This window comes from Mesorhizobium sp. P2_C7 (assembly GCF_056404515.1).
Genome location: NZ_JBFUDW010000008.1, coordinates 190,813 through 210,936 on the forward strand (window position 1 = coordinate 190,813; position 20,124 = coordinate 210,936).

A 20,124-nucleotide genomic window follows, 5' to 3' on the forward strand; every position below is an offset into this window, starting at 1 on the left:
TTCTTGGGGCGTGCCGAAGCCGAAGTCAACGCCGCGCCCTGCCATCGAACTGCCTAACCTCGCCATCGCCACCCGAAAGGATGCGCTGCGGATTGCGGCTGAGATCCGTTACGGCCTCCTCGATGCGGCTGATCGAACGGCGGCTGTCCTGCACCAGCGCCTCGACATTCGAAAGCCCTTGGCCGGAGAAGCGTGCCAGATTGTCCGTGATGACGCCCAGGCGGGCATTCAACGTGTCGGCAACCTGCTTGAACGATTTCAGCGTTTCCCTGGCGTCGGCCATCACGCCGTCGGCCTGGCCCGACCCGAGCAAGGTGTCGACCTTGGCAAGGATGCCGTCGACACGCACCGAGGCATCGTTGAGCCGCTGCGCCAGTTGCTTGGCATCCTTGATCGTCTGGTCGATGTCGTCGGCCCGATTGGCGAACTTGTCGGTCACCTCGGCGATGTCGGCGGCGGCCTTGTTGGCGTTTTCGCTGGCTTTCTGGATGTTGGCCAGTGCGGAGCGCACCTGCGCCGGATCGATCCCGTCGAGCACACCATCGACCTTGGCCAGCGTGCCTTGCGTCTGCTTGGCGAAATCGTTGACGGACCCGACAGCGGTGTCGACATTCTTGATGACGCCGTCGAGCTGCGTCGACGTCTGCTTGAGATTCGCAGTTGCCGTATCGACGTTGGCGACGATGCTCTTGATCTTGTCCTTGTCGACGGCATTGAGCAGGCCTTCGGCTGCTTTCAGCGTGCCGTCGAGCTTGCCAGAAACGCCTTTCAGCTCGTCGGAGAGCGCACTGACGCTGGAGAGGAACTTGTCGATGCCGTCCGAATTCTTGGCCAGCGCATCTGAGAAGGTCTGCGCGTTCTTGACGGTTTGCGTCAGCGGCCCGCGCACATCCTTGGTGAAGCCTTCAAGCTCAGAAAGCACCTTGTCGGCGCGGGAGAAGATGTTCTGTGCCGTCTGCAGCAGGTTGGTCACCGCCGATGGGTTGGCAACGATCTCGGCGACCTTGCCTTCCTTCTCGGCCTGGTCGAGGAGCTTTACTTCCTTGGGGTCAGCGCCCTTGAGTTCGATATTGGCCTGTCCGGTGAGGCCGGCGAGGCCAATATCGGCCTGCGTCGACTTGGTGATCGGCGTCAGGCGATCGATCTCGGTGTCGGCAATGGCGACGGTCGGATTGTCGACATCGATATAGACGCGCCTGACGTCACCGACCTTGACGCCGTTGAACAGCACGAAGCTGCCGCGGCCAAGCCCAGAAGCCGAGCCCGGAATACGCACGCGCAGCAACGTGGTCTCGCCCTTGTCGCCGATCGCCGCCGTCCAGTAGACGAAGGCAAACGCCGCCAGGATCGCGGCCAGCGTGAAAATGCCGACAATAACGTAGTTGGCTCTGGTTTCCATTGTCCCACTTATGGCTATGCGCGCGCCGCAAGATCAAGTTGCCGGGCACGTTTTCCGCGGAAATAGGATTTTACCCACGGCTCCTCGCTCTTCAGCATGTCGTCAATGGTGCCTTCGACCAGCACTCTCTTCTTGCCGAGCACGGCCACGCGATCGCAAGCGGTGAAAAGCGTGTCGAGATCGTGCGTCACCATATAAACGGTCAGATCCATCGTATCGCGCAGCTTGACGACCAGTTCGTCGAACTCCGCCGCGCTGATCGGATCGAGGCCGGATGTCGGCTCGTCGAGGAAGACGATGTCGGGGTCGAGCGCCAGCGCCCGTGCCAGCGCCGCCCGTTTGATCATGCCTCCGGAAAGTTCGGACGGAAATTTCTGCGCGGCGTCCGGCGGCAGCCCGACCAGCTCGACCTTGAGCATCGCCAGTTCGTCCATCAGCTTTCGCGGCAGGTCGAGATATTCGCGCATCGGCACCTGGACGTTTTCCAGCACTGTCAGCGCCGAAAAAAGGGCGCCGTGCTGAAACAGCACGCCAAGCCGCATGTCGACGCGCAGACGCTCCACGTCGCTCGCTTTCTCGACATCGACGCCGAACAGCTTGATCGTGCCCGACTGTTTGCGCGTCAGCCCAAGAATGGTGCGCAGCAGAACGGATTTGCCGGCGCCCGAGGCACCGACAAAGCCAAGGATCTCGCCGCGCCGGATATCGAGCGACAGCTTGTCGAGTATGAGCTTGTCGGCGAACGAGACGGTGATGTTGTGCGCAGAGAGCACAATGTCGCCCTCGCCCGTTTCGTCCGCGATCGCGACCGCTTTTTTTCTGCTCAGCAGCGCCATCTCAGAACTCGATCGCTGCATAGAAGATGGCGAAAAGCCCGTCGAGGATGATGACGACGAAGATCGACTTAACCACCGAGGCGGTCACGTGCTGGCCGAGCGATTCGGCGCTGCCGCCGACCTTCATGCCTTCGACCGAGGCAATCGTGCCGATGATCATGGCCATGAACGGCGCCTTGATCAGGCCGGCGAAAATGGTGCTGAGATCGATGGCGACGCGCAGCCGGTCGATGAAGGCAGCAGGTGCGATATCGGAGTACAGCCAAGCCGCGACGATACCGCCGCCGAGTGCCGCGAAATTGGCAATGATGGTGAGGCACGGCAAGGCGATGACCAGCGCCACGAGGCGCGGAAAGACCAGCACGCCGATCGGGTTGAGGCCGATGACCTTCAGCGCGTCGACTTCCTCGCGCATCTTCATCGAGCCGATCTCGGCGGTGATCGCGCTGCCGGAGCGGCCGGCGATCATGATCGCGGTCATCAGCACGCCAAGCTCGCGCAGGATCAGCACGCCGACTAGGTCGACGACGAAGATATCGGCGCCGAAGTAGCTGAGCTGATAGGCGCCTTGCTGGGCAACGATGGCACCGACGATCGCCGACATGAGCACCACCACCGGAATGGCGCCGACGCCCATGCGGTCTATCTGGTTGAAGATCGCCGCCGGGTTGACGGCATGGCCACGGCCGAGCTTCATCTGCGCGCCGCGGATGGTGGCGCCGAGGATGTTCATCGAGGCGAGGAAGTCGTCGCGCATCTCGTAGACGCGCCGGCCGACCGCCTCCAGCGCGCGAATGATGATGTTGGGTGGCCGTGCCGGACCGGATTCGGGTTCGCGCCGGACGGCCTCGCCTACCGCATCGAGCAGGATGTTGGCAATCTCGCTCTGGCCTTGCATGCTGATCTTGACGCCCTTCTTCTCGAAGGCACAGACCAGCCGGTCGATCAGCCAGGCGCCGGCGGTATCCATCTTCTCGATGTTGGAAAGATCGAGCGCCAAGGTCTTGAAACCACTTCGTTTCTCGATCTTGCGCATGTCGGCGTCGATCAGCGCGACGGTCCGTGTCGTCCAGATTCCCGAGAAGACGCAGCCGAGAACGCCGTCCTCCTCGCCGATCGCCACGCGCGGTTCGTGGTCAGCCTCCCCCGCGGTCGTGCCGCTTGCGTCGCGCTTGCCGATGGTCAACATGGCGTCCTGTTTAGCCTGACGGAACCAAGCTGTCGATTTGCCGACTCGCCCGTTGTTGCATAGCCGGAGCAGAAAAATATGGCGCGTGTCATTTCGGTTGAGGCAGAACGTTTCCCTATCGCCGGAACCTTCACCATCTCACGCGGTTCCAAGACCGAAGCCGAGGTCATCACTTGCACGATCAGTGTGGACAGCCACACGGGTCGCGGCGAATGCGTTCCCTACAAGCGCTATGGCGAGACCATGGACGGCGTGAGCAAGGCGATCGAAGCCATGCGCGAGCGGATCGCCGCCGGTATCAGCCGGAACGCCCTGCTTGATGCCATGCCGGCTGGAGCTGCCCGCAACGCCATCGACTGCGCCCTGTGGGATCTGCAAGCAAAGATCAGCGGGATACCGGTGGCTGCTGCCATTGGCGCTGTGTCGCTAAGGGCACTTGAAACGGCCTACACGCTGTCGTTGGGTGAACCGGAGACGATGGCGGCTCAGGCGCGTGCCAATGCGGCGCGGCCGCTGCTCAAGGTCAAGATCGGCGGCGACAACGACGTCTCCCGTATCCGCGCCGTCAGGCAGGCCGCGCCCGACAGCCGTATCATCCTCGACGCCAACGAGGGCTGGACCGACGACAACATCGCCGCGAACCTCGCCTTTGCCGCCGAGCAAGGCATCGCGCTGATCGAACAGCCGCTGCCGGCCGGCAAAGACGAGATCCTGCGCCATATCGCGCATCCCGTACCGATCTGCGCCGATGAAAGCGTGCATGAGGCTGACAATCTCGAAGCGCTGGTCGGCCTCTATGATGCCGTCAACATCAAGCTCGACAAATCGGGCGGGCTGACGGCGGCGTTGGTGCTGCGCGATCACGCCCGCGAGCTCGGTTTCGGCGTGATGGTCGGCTGCATGGTCGGCACGTCGCTGGCGATGGCGCCGGCGGTATTGCTCGCCCAGGATGCCGATTTCGTCGACCTCGACGGTCCGCTCCTGCTTGCCCGCGACCGTGTGCCCGGCCTTGTCTACCAGGGATCGCTGGTGTCACCGCCTGATACGGCGCTGTGGGGCTGAGCGCGCCGCAAGTCCGATCAGCACCAGTCCGATCAAGGCGATCGGGATCATGGCAAAAAAGCCGTCGACGCCGAAGCGGTGGTAAAGCGGGCCGGACGCCAGCGTCACCACCGCCATGAAGAAGCCGTTGGAGAAATAGGCGATGCCTTGCGCAGCACCTGTCCGCTCTTCGGAAACCGTTTCGCCGATCATCTTCTGCAGGCCGATCAGCACCAGCGCCACTGAGACCGAATGCAGCGTCTGGACGCCGAAAAATCCGGCAACGCCGAGGCCGAGCGGCCACACAAGCGGAAAGGCGATCCAGCGCACGATCGCCCCGATACCCGCCATCACCATGATCGAGACAACGGAGAACGAGCTGAAATAGCGGGTGAACATCATGAACATGCAGACTTCCGCCACCACGCCCCAGGCCCACAAAAGGCCGACAACCGAATCGCTCAGGCCGATCGATTTCCAGTAGATGGAGACGAAGCCGTACAGGAATGCGTGGCTGGCGGTGATGACGCCGACACCGATCGAAAAATACAGGAAATATGGGTTGAGAAGCTTCGGCGCCACGTGCTGGATGTCGGTTGCCGACAGCGGCGAGGCGCGTCGCGGACGGCCGAGGCGCGGCGCCAGCAAACCGGCCGCAAGGGCTGCGGCAAGCGATGCGAAGATGATCACCGGAACAGCCCCGGAGCCGGTTGCGGACAGGATGAAGCCGCCGGCGACATTGGCGAACAGGTAGGAGATCGAGCCCCATTTGCGCATGCTCGTATAGTTCGAGCCAAACCGCCGCACACCCGAAAGCGCCAGCGAATCGGCAATCGGCGAATGTGGCGTCCAGACGATGGTCAGCGCCAGCGACACCGCCAGCACCATGGCGTAGCTCGGCGTCAGGAAGTAACCGGCCGACAGCAGCAGTGACGCCGCCACCAGCGCGACATAGATATCGGCGCGGTCCCTGGCCCTGTCGGCAAGTGCGGTCAGCAACGGCGTCGTCACCACGCGCAGGAACATCGGCGCCGCCAGAATGACGGCGATCTGCTCGGGATGAAAACCCTCGGCCTGCAGCCACAGCGGGAAATAGGGCACATGCGTTCCGAGCGGCACGAACAGCGTCGCGAAGATCAGGCTCATGCGCAGTTCGAAATGGCGCGGCTTGACGAGTTGTTCGGGCGAAAGCGGCGGCAGCGACATGAATCGATCCAATAACGCTGCACTCGACCGGACGGCAACGTGTATCGATCCCTTAACATGGGCGAAAACCGGGCGAAACCGGTTGGCCTAATCGATTGATCCGCGTCAGGCCGCCTGCCCGACCCGGTCTTCGAGGAGCAACGGGATAAAGGGTTCGTCCGGCGCCTCGGGCAGCACCTGCGCCCAGGTCAGGATTTCCATGCGACCATCGAAATGCTCGACCACCGCCGTACAGCTTTCCACCCAGTCGCCGGTGTTGATGTATTGGACATCGCCAAAATTCTCGATGGCGGCGTGATGGATATGGCCGCAGATGATGCCGTCGACATGCGAGCGGCGCGCCTCTTCCGCAAGCATGGTCTGGAACGAGCCGATGAAATTCACCGCCTTCTTGACGTTGACCTTGGCCCAGGACGAGAACGACCAGTACGGCAGGCCAAGCAGTTGGCGCAGTCGCGTCACCACGCGGTTGACCAGCATGGCCGCGTCATAGGCGTGATCGCCGAGATAGGCGAGCCAGCGCGCATTGTGGACGACGGTGTCGAACTGGTCGCCATGGATGACGAGCAGCCGCTTGCCGTCGGCGGTCTCGTGGATGGCGCGGTCGGCGACCACGATGCCGCCGAAATGCACGCCCTGGAACTGGCGCGCGAACTCGTCGTGATTGCCGGCGATGTAGGTGATGTTGGCGCCCTTGCGCGCCTTGCGCAGCAATTTCTGGACGACGTCATTGTGGCTTTGCGGCCAGTGCCAGCTCCGTCGCAGCCGCCAGCCATCGACGATATCGCCGACCAGATAGATGATGTCGGCGTCGTGATATCGAAGGAAATCGATCAGGAATTCGGCCTTGGCCGCCTTCGAGCCGAGATGAACGTCGGAAATGAACATGCTGCGGAAAGTGCGGGGCTCTTGGCCTGACATCGCGATTTCACCCTTGCTTTCGCGCAGGCTATGCCCCGATTCATGCAACAACCGTATGACGGTTGCGATTGGTCCAGCCGAAGGACTAGCTTGCCGCCGGCTCACAAGGAGAAAATCATCATGGATCTCGGCATTCGCGGAAAGAAAGCCATTGTCTGCGCTTCGAGCAAGGGGCTTGGGCGCGGTTGCGCCATGGCACTGGCCGAGGCAGGTTGCGACATCGTCGTCAACGGGCGCAATGCGGAGCTGGTGGCCAAGACCGCCGCAGAGCTGCGCGAGCGCTACGGCGTGACGGTTGCCGAAGTCGTTGGCGACGTTTCGAAGCCGGAGGTGCAGAAGGCTTTGCTCGCCGCGTGCCCCGAACCCGATATCCTCGTCAACAACAATGGCGGCCCGCCACTGCGTGATTTCCGTGAGCTCGATCGGGCGAAGATCCTTGAAGGCGTCACCCAGAACATGGTGACGCCGGTCGAGTTGGTGCAGGCCGTCATCGACGGCATGGCAGCGCGCGGCTTTGGCCGCATCGTCAACATCACCTCGCTGTCGGTCTACGTCCCCATCCCCGGCCTCGACCTGTCGTCGGGCGCGCGCGCCGGCCTGACCTCGTTCCTTGCCGGCGTGGCGCGAACGGTGATCGACCGCAACGTGACCATCAACAACATGCTGCCGGGCAAACTCGACACCGACCGGCTGCGTGGCCCGCACGAGGCGGGCACACCGGAGGATCCAGCGGCGGCTGCCGCGCGCAAGACCCGCATCAGCGCCGATGTTCCGGCCAAGCGGCTCGGCACGCCGGAGGAATTCGGCCAGATCTGCGCCTTCCTGTGCTCGGTCCATGCCGGTTATCTGACCGGTCAGAACATACCGGTCGACGGCGGCCTCTATGTCAGCGCCTTTTGATCGACGCGCCTGTACGCAGCAAGACTCATATGCGATGAAATCGGCATAAACATCTGATATAATGGTGTTTTAGACGCGCCGCCGGGTAAAGCTGCCGGCGCGTCATTTAGCGTCGCGACAAACCTTGGCCGCATGCTAAAAGGACTCTCCAGGCAGATTTCGAGGGAGCGGCCGGCATGGAAGGCGAGACCAAGAAGACGGCACGTTCGGACCTCGACGAAGCCGCCCTCTACTTCCACAAGCACCCAAGGCCGGGAAAGCTCGAAATCCAGGCGACCAAGCCGCTCGGCAACCAGCGCGACCTTGCGCTCGCCTATTCTCCAGGCGTCGCCGCCCCTTGCCTGGAAATCCGCGACGATCCGGCGACCGCCGCTGACTATACGGCGCGCGCCAATCTGGTCGGCGTCGTCTCCAACGGATCGGCGGTGCTCGGCCTCGGCAATATCGGCCCGCTCGCCTCCAAGCCGGTGATGGAAGGCAAGGCTGTCCTGTTCAAGAAGTTCGCCGGCATCGACGTCTTCGACATCGAGATCGACGCGCCGGGCATTGAGCGCATGGTCGAGACAATCTCGGCGCTGGAACCGACCTTCGGCGGCATCAACCTTGAAGACATCAAGGCGCCGGAATGCTTCGAAGTGGAAGAGCAATTGAAGGCCCGCATGGGCATTCCGGTCTTCCATGACGACCAGCATGGCACCGCCATCATCGTTGCCGCCGCCGTGCTCAACGGCTTGGAATTCGCCGGCAAGACGATTTCGGATATCAAGATCGTCACTTCGGGCGCCGGCGCGGCTGCCCTTGCGTGCCTCAATCTGCTGGTCTCGCTTGGCGCGCGGGTGGAAAACATCTGGGTCACCGACCGTTTCGGCGTCGCCTACAAGGGCCGCGTCGACGAGATGGACCGCTGGAAAGACCCCTATGTGAAGGACACCGACGCGCGCACGCTGGCTGACGTGATCCCTGGCGCCGATGTCTTCCTCGGTCTGTCGGCGGCAGGTGTGCTGAAGCCGGAACTGCTGCAGCACATGGCGCCGAAACCGCTGATCCTGGCGCTGGCCAACCCCAATCCAGAGATCATGCCGGAAGCGGCACGCGCCGCCCGTCCCGATGCGATGATCTGCACCGGCAGGTCGGATTTTCCCAATCAGGTCAACAACGTCCTGTGTTTTCCTTACATCTTTCGCGGTGCGCTCGACTGCGGCGCCAGTGCCATCAACGAAGAGATGAAGATGGCGGCGGTGCGGGCGATCGCGGCCCTGGCCCGCGAAGAGCCCTCCGACGTCGCAGCCCGCGCCTATTCCGGTGAGACGCCGATCTTCGGGCCAGACTTCCTGATCCCCTCGCCCTTCGATCCGCGCCTGATCCTGCGCATAGCCCCGGCCGTCGCCAAGGCAGCCTGCGACACTGGCGTCGCGACAAGGCCGATCACCGATTTCGCTGCCTATATCGACAAGCTCAACCGCTTCGTCTTCCGCTCCGGCCTGGTGATGAAGCCGGTGTTCTCGTCCGCCAAGGCATCGACCGCCAAGCGCGTCATCTATGCTGATGGCGAGGACGAGCGCGTGCTGCGCGCCGCCCAGGTGGTGCTCGAGGAAGGCATCGCCGAACCGATCCTGATCGGCCGCCCGCACGTCATCGAAGTGCGCCTGAAACGCTATGGCCTGCGTATCAAGCCCGGTGTCGACTTCGGCCTGATCAATCCGGAGGACGATCCGCGCTATCGCAACTATGTCGACCTCTTGATCGAGCTCGCCGGCCGGCGCGGCGTGACGACGGAAGCCGCCCGTACCATGGTGCGTACCGACAACACGGTGATCGCCGCACTGGCTCTGAAGCGTGGCGATGCCGATGCCATGGTCTGCGGCCTCGAAGGACGATTCGAGCGGCACCTGCGCAACGTCACCCTGATCATCGGCCCCCGCCTAGGCATCAAGGACCACGACCTGTCGACGCTTTCGATGCTGATCTCGCAACGCGGCATCATCTTCTTGACCGACACGCACGTCTCGGTCGACCCGACCGCCGAGGAAATCGCCGAGATGACGGTGCTGGCGGCCGAAGAAATCCAGCGCTTCGGCATCGAGCCGAAGGCGGCGCTCCTGTCGCATTCGGATTTCGGCTCGCGCGATTCGCCGAGCGCGCTCAAGATGCGGCAAGCGGCGGCGATCCTGGCGCGCATCGCGCCCGAACTGGAGTGCGACGGCGAGATGCACGCGGACACGGCTTTGTCCGAGCATCTGCGCCAGCGCGTTTATCCTCACTCGAGGCTGAAGGGCGAAGCCAATCTGCTGGTGTTCCCCAACCTCGATTCCGCCAACATCACGCTGTCCGCCCTCAGGACCATGATGGACGCACTGCATGTCGGGCCGATCCTGCTCGGCACCGATATGCCGGCGCATATATTGACGCCGTCGGTCACGTCGCGCGGCGTCGTCAACATGACAGCGCTTGCCGTGGTCGAAGCCGCTCACAAGGCACAGGCGGTCGTCAATCTGGGCTGATCAGGCAGGCGCGAAGCGGAAATGCCCGGTCTGCTTGAAGGCGAACAACGTGTCGTCCTCGTGGGCGCCCTGACCGATATTGTGGATGACCAGCGCCCTTTCCGGCACTTCCGCTGAACGATTTGATGAGACGATGGCAATATGCGCCAGGTTGCCTGGCAGCATCTGAGTAACGAGATCGCCCGGTTGAAAGTCGACGGGATCCTGGCTGACCGGCATGGAAACACCACGCCGTCCAAAAAAGACGGCAAGGTTCTGCACCCGGCGGTGGTCGATGTTGCGGTCGGGCGCTTTCAGGCCCCAAATCTTCGGATAGGCCGCGAAATCAGCCAACATATCCTCATGCACCAGCCTTTGCAGGTCGAGGCCGAAGGCGCGGCGATAGGCGCGGACCACGACATCGGTACACACACCCCGCTCCGGCGCGACATCGCCACCCGGATAGGTCAAGCGCATATAGGTTGGGTCGTAGAGGATGGTGACACCGATCTGCTCACGCGCGGCGTCTACCAGTCGACTGCGCCAGTCCGGCGCATCGGGCTCCTCCTGCGCCATGGCAGCGGGCGCCGCCAGGCACAAGAGAGCGAGCTGTAGCGCGGTTCGACGGGTAATCGCGGTCATGCCAAGCCTCCGGGTCGCGCTGGATTCAGGCATTTTTTCTGGGCGAATACGCCTTTTTCATGCGGCGTCGGGATTTTGTGGCAGTGACTCTACCCGAACATCCGCGACGGCGCGTCTCTGGGCTAGGACCATCTTTGGTTGTAGATTGAGGAAACGATTAACCGCGAATCCGGTAGCATCGCGCAGGCAAGCAGGCGGGGTTTTCGGACATGACGGGCGAAAGGTTGAAGCTGACGCATGTTGCTGCGCTGCTTGGCGCGCTCGTGCTTTCAGCCATCGCGGTCACCGAGCCGCAGGCCGCCTCACGCGTCTGCCGCCAGTTGGAAGCCGATCTTGCCGCGGCCTCACGCGGCGGCGGTGGCCCGGCGTTGATCCGCAAATACGACGCGGCAATCGAAAGGCAGCGCGAACAGATATCCAGGGCCCGCAGCAAATCCAGCAGCGCCGGTTGCGGCTTTTCGCTGTTCAGCCGCAATGTCAGAGAATGCGCCGGGCTCAACGCCACCATCGATCGTATGAATGCCAATCTCGATAGCCTGCAGGCCAAGCGCGCCAAGCTCGCCAGCGGCGGCTCGCGCCGCGACCGTGGCCGCATCCTGGCGGCGCTCGAGGCCAAGGGCTGCCGCGACGACACTTTTGCACCGCGGAACGCTCCGCTGCAGGAGGCGAACCGCGAAGACGGCAACGCAAACCTGTTCGAACAGCTTTTCGGCGGCAACAGCCAGCAGCTCGATGCGCTCGATGAGCCTGACGATCCGGGCGAGGAGCCCGATGTCAGCAGGGTGCTCAACCGGCCCGGCGTACCGGATTTTTCGAGCGTCGGCGGCGGCGAGTTCCACACCACGTGCGTGCGCACCTGCGACGGCTATTTCTTCCCGATGTCGAATTCGGCTTCGACGAGCGATTTCGAGCGCGACCAGAAGAATTGTGAATCAAGCTGCCCTGGCACAGAGATGCAGGTTTTCTATTCGCGCGGCATGGATGACGCTTCGGCTGAGATGACGTCATCGGTCACCGGCCGGCCCTACAGCGAATTGCCGACCGCCTATCTCTACAAGCAGTCCAACATGCCGCGGCCGCCGGCTTGCGGCTGCAACGCCGCGCGGAATTTCCAGGTCATCGCCGGCAACCCGCCGAATCCTCAGCAGTCCCGGCCCGAAACGGATGCGACACCGTCCATTCCGGTTCCAGCTACCAAGCCCGATCCGGGTACCGATCCGGAAACCCTGGCCAATGTGGAGGGCGGACTCGACCGCGAGGCGATCAAGCGACTTTCCGCCAAGCCGGTGACGTCGCCGGTCTCCGCGTTGCCACCGGACCAACGCAAGGTCAGGGTCGTCGGGCCAACGTTCCTTCCCGACCCATCAGCGGCAATAAATCTGCAAGCTCCGGCCCCGAAGGCAGTCCGGTAAGCGCGAGCCTCAGCGGCATGAACAGCGCCTTGCCCTTGCGGCCGGTTGCTTCCCTGATCTTGCCCGTCCACTCTTTCCAGACCGTCCCGTTCCAGGGTTCCTCCGGCAGCAGGTCGAACGCTTGACCCAGGAAATCGCGGTCGTCGTCGGAAAATTCCGGCCTCTCCTGCGGGCCCTCGCGCAAGGTGCGCCACCAGCTTGTCGCATCGGCCAGCCTGTCGAGATTGCCGCGCACCGCAAGCCAGAACGGCTCGGCCTGGTCACCCGAGACGCCGAGCACGATCAGCCGGTCTTGTGCCTCGGAGAACGGCATATGGTGCAACAGCGCCCGGTTGAGCACGAAGAGCTCGTCAGGATCGAACTTGGCCGCRGATTTCGATGTCGCCGCCGGATCGAAGCGTTCGGCGAGTTCGGCCATCGTTGGCACAGCCGCGACATTCTCCGAGGTGCCGACCAGCACGGCGAGCGAAGCGACGGCCATCGGCTCGATGCCGTCCTCGCGCAGGCTCTCGATGGAGAGCGCGCCGGTGCGTTTCGACAACCCCTCGCCCGATGCCGTGGTCAAAAGGTTGTGGTGGCCGAACACCGGCGGTTCTGCAGCCAGCGCCTGGAACAGGGCGATCTGCACGCCGGTGTTGGTGACGTGGTCGTCGCCGCGGATGACATGGCTGACGCCCATCTCGATGTCGTCGACCACCGAAGGCAGCGTATAGAGATAGGTGCCGTCCTCGCGCACCAGAACCGGGTCCGAAAGCGAGGCAAGATCGACGGTTTCCTCGCCACGCACCAGATCGTTCCAGTGAATTTCGGTACGTTCGGGTTGCAGTGGATCGCCTGAGAAATTGGGCAACAGGAAGCGCCAGTGCGGGCGGCGCCCATCGGCCTGGTATTCGGCGATCTGCTCCGGCGAAAGCGCCAGCGCCTCGCGGCCATAGACTGGCGGCAGGCCACGCGTGCGGCGCACCTTGCGCCTGAGGTCGAGCTCCTCCGGAGTCTCGTAGCAGGCGTAGAGAACGCCGGCCGCCTTCAGCCTTTCGACCGCCGCGTCATAGACCTCGAAACGCCGCGATTGGTATTCGGTGGCATCCGGGAAAATGCCCAGCCAATGCAAATCGTAGAGGATGGCGTCTGAGAATTCCTGCTTCGAGCGGGCAATGTCGGTGTCGTCGAAACGCTGGATAAAGCGGCCCTTGTTGTTCATGGCAAACAGCCAGTTGAACAGGGCGGTGCGCGCATTGCCGATATGAATGCGGCCGGTTGGTGACGGGGCGAAACGAACGGTAACTGTCATGAGCGGGGCGTACCGGATGCTTTTGTGATTGACAAGACGCGCCCCCGCGCGGTGCGGCAGACATAGAACAGGACGCGCGCAATGAAAAGACCGGGGCGGCGTGGGCTCAGTCGGCGTATAGACATGCGTGCTGGCGCCGACGAACAAGTCGTCGAAGGCGATCAGCGGCCGAAGTCATCGGAACTGAGGCGGGTCCAGCGGTCGCCCATCAACCCACCGATAAAGATGTCGCCGGAGCGGACCGCTTCCGTGACCTCAGCGATCCGCGAGCGAACCATCGTCCCGCCGGCATAGCGGAAGAAGACATTCTTGTAGCCGAAGAGTTGGGGCATGAATCTGCTCTGCGTCTGCCCGGTGATGCCCGCGCAGCCCATATCCCACGCGGCCGAGATAAGGCCATCCAGCGTCGCGCCCCAATGGGATCCTGAAGCCTGGATTTGCAACAGGTTCGCGATGCCGCCGGCTTGACCGTAGAAGGCGTAGCAGCCGAGCATCTTGCCCGTTTCGTCGTAAGTCCCGCCGAAATGAAGTGGCCCGTCGGCCCGCTTCTCGGCCGCCAGCGCGAGCAGCCGTGTCAGCTCGCCATCCCTCCAACTCGGCCGAAGCGAGTAATCGGACAGGAGGGTCGGAAGCCGCTCGGCAAATTGCGCTGCATCGATCGGCTCACGGTGGACACGATGCGACGACGAAGGCGGGACGGGGTGCTCGAACCTTCCTTTAGCGAGAACATCGAATGCTCTCGCGCAGGGATCGGTCGCCAAGCGAGGCAGGCCAGGCCATTTGCGGTGCAGTGCGGCGGCGGCCATAGCGGCCGGCCGGAAAACACAGGTCCATCCCAGACAATGGACCGGCAGCAGCTGATACTTCATCGGGCGCGCGAAGGCCAAGGATGTCCGGTTGGCCGAATCGGTCAGCTGCAGATCGAATTTTCCTTGATTCAAGGCACGCAGCAATTGCGGTCCGGCCGAGCCGTGATCGGTGCCGGGGTCGGCCATGAGCGGACCGATGATTGCCGCATTCAATGCCGTTCCGTTGAGCTCGTAGCGGGCTTTCAGGACGCCGAGGAACCCACCTAGACGTCCTTGCGGGCTGATCTGGACCAGAGCGTTGCTCTCACCGGGCTGGCCGGCAGGCCCAAGATAAATCGTTCTCATATATTCGGCCGTCTCCGCGATCGCACGATCGAGGAGGTGACGCCGCCGCTGGCGAAACTTCGCCAGGAAGAGTGCGGCGACGCTCTCGAGATCTTCGGCAGCGAGCGGCCGAACCGAGCCGTGCTGAGCCTCCAGCACCGACGGCGTAGCCACTTTTTCCGGACCCGTATTTGCGGAAACAAGATGCATCGTGAAGCCTGTCTGTCGCAGGCAAAATCCTGCGCAGGTTAGCCGGATTCCAGGATATGCACGGACCGTCTCTGGCTTGCCTAAAGTAGATGTATACCAACCAGTAGTAGAAACAACGTAAACACGACGTCTCAAAACTCAGGATCTGGAACGCCCTGGATTACCGCTTCGCGTCACTCCAACCGACTGACGAAAGCGCGCTCTGTTGCAACCGCGAGGGAGCCTGATAGAAGTGGCCTCCGGCCGAAGCCGGAGGCCACTTCAGATCAGATGACCAGTCCCTTGGTCAGTTCGAGCGCCTGACGCTCGAACAGCCGGCGATAGATGCCGCCCTTCAGCCGGATCAACCCGTCATGCGAGCCTTCCTCGACGATCTTGCCGCGATCGAAGACCAGCAGCCTGTCCAGCGCCCGCACCGTCGAAAGCCGGTGCGCGATGACCAGCGTCGTGCGCCCGACCATCAGCCGTTCCATCGCCTGCTGGATCAGGACCTCCGATTCCGAATCGAGGCTCGATGTCGCCTCGTCCAGGATCAGGATGCGCGCATCGGCAAGGAAAGCTCGCGCGATTGCCACGCGCTGACGCTCGCCGCCCGACAGTTTCACACCGCGTTCGCCGACAAGCGTGCCGTAGCCCTTTGGCAGGTTGGCGATGAAGTCATGCGCACTCGCCAGCCGCGCCGCGTGCTCGATCTCATCCTGCGTCGCCGTCGGCCGGGCATAGGCAATGTTCTCGGCCAGCGACCGGTGGAACAGGATCGGCTCCTGCTGGACGATGGCGATCTGCCCGCGCAGCGACGCTTGCGCCACCTGCGCGATGTCCTGGCCGTCGACCAGGATTCTTCCAGCATTGACGTCATAGAGCCGCTGGATCAGCTTGACGAAAGTCGTCTTGCCCGAACCCGAATGGCCGACGAGGCCGACACGTTCACCCGGCGCGATATCGACCGAAAAGTCGCGATAAAGCGGCGATCGGTGATTGCCGTAATGAAAGGTGACGTTGTCGAAGCGGATAGCCCCCTGCGTGATCCGGATCGGCTTGGCGCCGGGCCGGTCCTCGATGCCGAGCGGTTCGGACTGGAACTCGACCAGCTCCTCCATGTCGTTGATCGAACGCTGCAGGTTGCGGATATGGGTGCCGATATCTCTGAGATATCCCTGCAGCACGAAGAACGACGTCAGCACGAAGGCAACGTCACCGGCGCTCGCTTGCCCCCACGACCACAGCATCAACGCCAGGCCGATCACCGCGGCTCTCATGACCAGCAACAGGGCCCCTTGCGTGGTGCCGTTGATGGTGCCGCGCACCCAGGTCCGCCGCGTGCGCGCACGCCATTTGGCGACGACCCTGGCGAGGCGTCGCTCTTCGCGCTCCTCGGCGCCAAATCCCTTGACCACGGCGTTGCAGCTCACCGCGTCGGCCAGCGAGCCGCCGAGGCGCGTGTCCCAGGTGTTGGCGAGCCGCGCAGCCGGTGCGACATAGCCGAGCGACAACATCGCCGTCACCGCGATGAACAGCACCGATCCGGCGGCAACGACCACGCCCATCAGCGGCCAAAACCAGCCGAGCAGCAGCGTCGAGCCAACCAGCATAGCGACGGACGGCAGCAGCGCGATGAGGATCGTGTCGTTGAGCAGGTCGAGCGCCCACATGCCGCGCGTCACCTTGCGCACGGTCGAGCCGGCAAAGCTGTTGGCATGCCAGTCGGTGGAAAAGCGCTGGACGCGATGGAAGGTGTCAGCGGCGATATCGGCCATCATCTTCAGCGTCAGCTCGACGATCGCCATGAAGGCAAGGTTGCGCAGCACGACGCCGGTCAACGCCAGCGCCATCAGCATCGAGAACGCGGTCATCGCGGCATTCCAGGCAAAGGCATCGGCGCCGGCGCTGCTGGCGACGGCGTCAACCAGCCGGCCTGAATAAAGCGGCGTCAAAACGTCGGCCAGCGTCGACAACAGGAAGCCGCCCATGATGAGCGAAAGCCGCCACGGCTGACGCCGCCAATGGGTGAGCGTGAAACCAAGAACGCTGCGAAAGGCGCTCGCGCGCAAATCGATTCTGAAACGAGCCATGATGTCATTCGGGCGCAAACGAGCCCGATCCCAGTAAGGTCGAAAATTGAAGAAGCCGCGCAAGGGGCTAGCGATTGCCCAGAATGCGGAGTGGCATATTTGGCGTCTCGCCCGTAATCGGGCGGCGACCGGCATCGGCATAAGCCTGTGCTCAATCCGGCATCAGCGCGAGGGCAGACCCTCGCTGAGCGCCGGATGAGACCTAGGCTTCGCGGCCTCGCATTACCATTTGAAATACTGCCATTCGGACCTCCCGCAAATGAATCGCGGAACGGTCCTTATAAAGACGCCCCGATGCATCGCCAAGATCGGCTCATGTCGAAAGTCTATCTGGTCCAAGCACTGAGGTTATTTTGCAACAACGGCGGATGTCGCCATGGTCGCACGCTCGTCATTGCGGAATGCGATCGAGGCGCATGTATCGACCATCCGTCGATGCCTTGAAGCCCAGTTTCTCATAGACCCCGTGTGCGTCGCTGGTCGACAGGCTCCAGTGCGAAACCGTGCTGAGTTCGGGGTGGTCGATGAGTGCCTGGACCAGTCGCGACCCTATGCCCTGCCCGCGATGCTCCGGCCAGATGATGATGTCGGCAAGATAGGCAAACACCATGCGATCGGTGATCGCCCGGCCGAAACCGACTTGTTTTCCATCTAGATAGGCGCCCACACAAAGCGAATTTGCAAAGGCTCGCCGATGGAACTCATCGTTGCGCCCGGCGCCCCAATAGCTGGCCATCAACAGGTCGGATATCGCACGGAAATCGATCCGTGATATGTCGAAGCTGATCTCACACTCGGGCACGGCTGTACCCTTGCCCGCGAGATGGCGCGAGCTTTCGGTCCACGACCGCCATCTAGCTGCGGTCCCTGAAACGGTTGGTGATGGGATAGCGGCGGTCACGGCCAAAATTCTTCCGGGTGATCTTCACGCCCGGTGCCGCCTGCCGGCGCTTGTATTCGGCGATGTAGAGCAGGTGCTCGATGCGTGTCACCGTCGCCCGGTCGTGACCACGTGCGACGATGTCGTCGACCCCCATCTCGTTCTCGACCAGGCATTCGAGGACATCGTCCAGCACCGGATAGGGCGGCAGCGAATCCTGGTCGGTCTGGTTCTCGCGCAATTCCGCCGACGGCGCCTTGTCGATGATGTTCTTCGGAATGACCTCGCCCGAAGGCCCGAGCGCGCCCGGCGGCACGTGGCTGTTGCGCCAGCGCGACAGCGCGTAGACCTGCATCTTGTAGAGGTCCTTGATCGGATTGAAGCCGCCGTTCATATCGCCGTAGAGCGTGGCGTAGCCGACCGACATCTCGCTCTTGTTCCCGGTGGTGACGACCATCGAGCCAAACTTGTTGGAGATCGCCATCAGGATGGTGCCGCGCGCACGGCTCTGCAAATTTTCCTCGGTAATGCCTTCCTTGGTGCCCTCGAAAAGCTGCGTCAGCGTGTGCAGAAAGCCCTCGACCGGCTCGAAGATCGGCACGATGTCATACCGACAGCCTAGCGCGCGGGCGCAATCCTCGGCATCTTTCAGCGAGTCCTTCGAGGTGTAGCGATACGGCATCATCACCGCGCGCAGGCGTTCTTCGCCAAGCGCATCGACGGCCAACGCCGCGCAGATCGCCGAATCGATACCGCCCGACAGGCCGAGCACGACGTTCTTGAAACCGTTCTTGTTGACGTAGTCGCGCAGGCCGAGCATGCAGGCGCGGTAGTCGGCCTCCTCCCTGTCCGGGATCTTCGACATCGGCCCTTCAGAACAGATCCAACCGCCATCCGTTCGTTTCCAGGTGGTGACGTCGACCGCTTCCTCGAACTGACTCATCTGGAAGGCCAGCGTCTTGTCGGAACCGATGGCAAACGACGCGCCGTCGAAGATCAGCTCGTCCTGGCCGCCAAGCTGGTTGGCATAGATCATCGGCAGCCCGCATTCGATGACCTGGCGGATGACGACCTGATGGCGGACATCGATCTTGGCGCGATAGTAGGGCGAGCCGTTCGGCACCAGCAGGATCTCAGCCCCGCTTTCGGCCAGCGTCTCGCAGATGCCGACATCGCCCCAGATGTCCTCGCAGATCGGAATCCCGATCCGCACACCGCGAAAATTGACCGGCCCCTGGATCTCGGGTCCAGCCTGGAAGACGCGCTTTTCGTCGAATTCGCCGTAGTTCGGTAAATCGAGCTTGTAGCGCTCGGCGATAATCTTGCCGCCATCGGCGAAGACGATCGAATTGTGCGTGCCGCTCTTGCGCTTCAGCGGCGTGCCGATGATGACGCCCGGACCGCCATCGCCGGTATCGGCAGCAAAGTCCTGCGCCGCCTTTTCGCAGGCCTTCAGGAAAGCCGGCTTCAGCACCAGATCCTCCGGCGGATAGCCGGCGAGGAAGAGCTCGGTGTAGAGCACGACATCGGCGCCCTGGCGGGCTGCATCCGCCCTCGCCTCGCGCGCCTTGGCGAGATTGCCTGGTATGTCGCCAACAGTCGGATTGAGCTGGGCCACAGCGATGCGCAGGATGTCGAGCTTCTTGGTCATGCTGATGACTTAGCGCGGCAAATTTGCCCGAGCAATGGCGTTCGTTTGGACCAATCCAGACCGAATGACATATGTCGTTCGTGTCCAGACCGAATGTCAGATCGTGGCTGGGATCAGTCGTCGCCGCCCATATATTCGCGCAGCGCTTCCGGCGAATGGTTGTCGCCGATCGACATCGCCAGGATGCGCGAAATATGCCGGCGCGGCAGACCCGTCTGCGCCGCCCATTGATTGATCTGGTTTTGGATCTTGTCGAGATCCTTCTTCGAGGTCGGGCTTTCGGCGATGTCGAGGCCGGCATCGCGCAGTGCCGCCGCCATATCACGCGAAATGACGAAGGCATCCCAGCCCAGCCAGCGCAGGAAATACTGGCCGGTGTTGCCGCCGAGCCGGCTGCCATGCTTGCCGAGATAGGCCATCAGGCCGACCTGATCGTCCGCAGGCCAGTCGGCAAGGAATTTGCCGAAACCGCCATATTCCTTCGACACCCGCTCGACGAAGGCTGCATTGTCGCGCACCGATTTGATCTTCTGCGGATTGCGCACGATGCGCTGGTCGGCGGTCAGATCATGCCAGAAATCATCGGGCTGGAACAACAGCCGCTTCGGCTCGAAGTGGAGGAAGGCTTCTTCGAAGCCCGGCCATTTCTGTTCGATGACGCGCCAGACGAAACCGGCGGCAAAGACGCGCTCGGCCATAACAGACAGAATGCGATCGTCCGCGATGTCAGCCACGGCGGCATTGTCGGGCACCGGCCCCAAAAGTGACGAAAGCTCCGCCTCACCGCCCTTGCGTTTTGCCGCACGCAGGCGAATTTTCTGAAAATCGGCCATCGATCCCTCGCTGTTCGCGACAATGTAA

Annotated in this window: 16 protein-coding genes; 4 read left to right on the top strand and 12 right to left on the bottom strand. The window is 62.7% G+C overall.

Features of this window, described 5'->3' with window-relative positions:
• Positions 1 to 25: 25 nt before the first annotated feature.
• The 3 genes from AC1D2G_RS18685 to AC1D2G_RS18695 are packed head-to-tail and all read right to left on the bottom strand — an operon-like array spanning position 26 to position 3,424.
• On the bottom strand, positions 26 to 1,399 hold the full coding sequence (locus AC1D2G_RS18685; protein ID WP_477415814.1) for an MlaD family protein: 1,374 nt from the start codon (positions 1,397 to 1,399) through the stop codon (positions 26 to 28).
• A 14-nt stretch (positions 1,400 to 1,413) separates the two neighbouring features.
• Complete coding sequence (locus tag AC1D2G_RS18690; RefSeq protein WP_477415816.1) at positions 1,414 to 2,235, bottom strand: ABC transporter ATP-binding protein; 822 nt, start codon at positions 2,233 to 2,235, stop codon at positions 1,414 to 1,416.
• A gap of 1 nt (position 2,236) precedes the next feature.
• Positions 2,237 to 3,424, bottom strand: coding sequence for an MlaE family ABC transporter permease (locus tag AC1D2G_RS18695; RefSeq protein ID WP_477303732.1), 1,188 nt, complete (start codon positions 3,422 to 3,424; stop codon positions 2,237 to 2,239).
• A gap of 78 nt (positions 3,425 to 3,502) precedes the next feature.
• Here AC1D2G_RS18695 and dgcA point away from each other — a divergent pair, with 78 nt between their 5' ends.
• Positions 3,503 to 4,486, top strand: a complete 984-nt coding sequence (gene dgcA, locus AC1D2G_RS18700) for an N-acetyl-D-Glu racemase DgcA (RefSeq protein WP_477415818.1) — start codon at positions 3,503 to 3,505, stop codon at positions 4,484 to 4,486.
• On the opposite strand, the gene AC1D2G_RS18705 is transcribed toward dgcA, so the two are convergent.
• Both AC1D2G_RS18705 and AC1D2G_RS18710 read right to left on the bottom strand, forming a co-directional pair.
• A complete protein-coding gene (locus tag AC1D2G_RS18705; RefSeq protein ID WP_477415820.1) occupies positions 4,457 to 5,671 on the bottom strand; it encodes an MFS transporter in 1,215 nt (404 codons plus the stop codon). The two genes, dgcA and AC1D2G_RS18705, sit on opposite strands and share 30 nt — an antisense overlap.
• A 105-nt stretch (positions 5,672 to 5,776) precedes the next feature.
• A complete protein-coding gene (locus AC1D2G_RS18710; protein ID WP_095085153.1) occupies positions 5,777 to 6,592 on the bottom strand; it encodes a UDP-2,3-diacylglucosamine diphosphatase in 816 nt (271 codons plus the stop codon).
• Between the two features lie 120 nt (positions 6,593 to 6,712).
• Between AC1D2G_RS18710 and AC1D2G_RS18715 the strand changes: the two genes are divergently transcribed.
• Complete coding sequence (locus AC1D2G_RS18715) at positions 6,713 to 7,492, top strand: SDR family oxidoreductase (RefSeq protein ID WP_477415822.1); 780 nt, start codon at positions 6,713 to 6,715, stop codon at positions 7,490 to 7,492.
• A gap of 176 nt (positions 7,493 to 7,668) precedes the next feature.
• Positions 7,669 to 9,993 (top strand): NADP-dependent malic enzyme, encoded by a 2,325-nt coding sequence (locus AC1D2G_RS18720; protein WP_095085105.1) that lies wholly within the window; start codon positions 7,669 to 7,671, stop codon positions 9,991 to 9,993.
• Here AC1D2G_RS18720 and AC1D2G_RS18725 read toward each other — a convergent pair whose 3' ends face one another.
• Positions 9,994 to 10,614: a DUF1287 domain-containing protein gene (locus AC1D2G_RS18725; RefSeq protein WP_477415824.1), complete on the bottom strand. Its 621-nt coding sequence runs from the start codon at positions 10,612 to 10,614 to the stop codon at positions 9,994 to 9,996.
• Between the two features lie 209 nt (positions 10,615 to 10,823).
• Between AC1D2G_RS18725 and AC1D2G_RS18730 the strand changes: the two genes are divergently transcribed.
• Positions 10,824 to 12,026 (top strand): DUF2865 domain-containing protein, encoded by a 1,203-nt coding sequence (locus AC1D2G_RS18730; RefSeq protein WP_477415826.1) that lies wholly within the window; start codon positions 10,824 to 10,826, stop codon positions 12,024 to 12,026.
• Here AC1D2G_RS18730 and gltX read toward each other — a convergent pair.
• The 6 genes from gltX to AC1D2G_RS18760 form a co-directional block, all read right to left on the bottom strand.
• The gene (gene gltX / locus AC1D2G_RS18735; RefSeq protein WP_477415828.1) at positions 11,944 to 13,317 is read right to left on the bottom strand and encodes a glutamate--tRNA ligase; all 1,374 of its coding nucleotides are present in this window, start codon (positions 13,315 to 13,317) and stop codon (positions 11,944 to 11,946) included. The genes AC1D2G_RS18730 and gltX overlap by 83 nt on opposite strands.
• 161 nt (positions 13,318 to 13,478) lie before the next feature.
• Entirely contained in the window at positions 13,479 to 14,660 is a 1,182-nt protein-coding gene (locus tag AC1D2G_RS18740; RefSeq protein WP_477415830.1) for a hypothetical protein, read from the bottom strand.
• A 266-nt stretch (positions 14,661 to 14,926) separates the two neighbouring features.
• Entirely contained in the window at positions 14,927 to 16,732 is a 1,806-nt protein-coding gene (locus AC1D2G_RS18745; RefSeq protein ID WP_477415832.1) for an ABC transporter ATP-binding protein, read from the bottom strand.
• Positions 16,733 to 17,123: 391 nt separating this feature from the next.
• A complete protein-coding gene (locus tag AC1D2G_RS18750; RefSeq protein ID WP_477415954.1) occupies positions 17,124 to 17,534 on the bottom strand; it encodes a GNAT family N-acetyltransferase in 411 nt (136 codons plus the stop codon).
• 52 nt (positions 17,535 to 17,586) lie between these two features.
• Entirely contained in the window at positions 17,587 to 19,263 is a 1,677-nt protein-coding gene (locus tag AC1D2G_RS18755; RefSeq protein ID WP_477415834.1) for an NAD+ synthase, read from the bottom strand.
• Between the two features lie 113 nt (positions 19,264 to 19,376).
• Positions 19,377 to 20,096, bottom strand: a complete 720-nt coding sequence (locus AC1D2G_RS18760; protein WP_477415836.1) for a DNA-3-methyladenine glycosylase I — start codon at positions 20,094 to 20,096, stop codon at positions 19,377 to 19,379.
• Positions 20,097 to 20,124 lie beyond the last annotated feature (28 nt).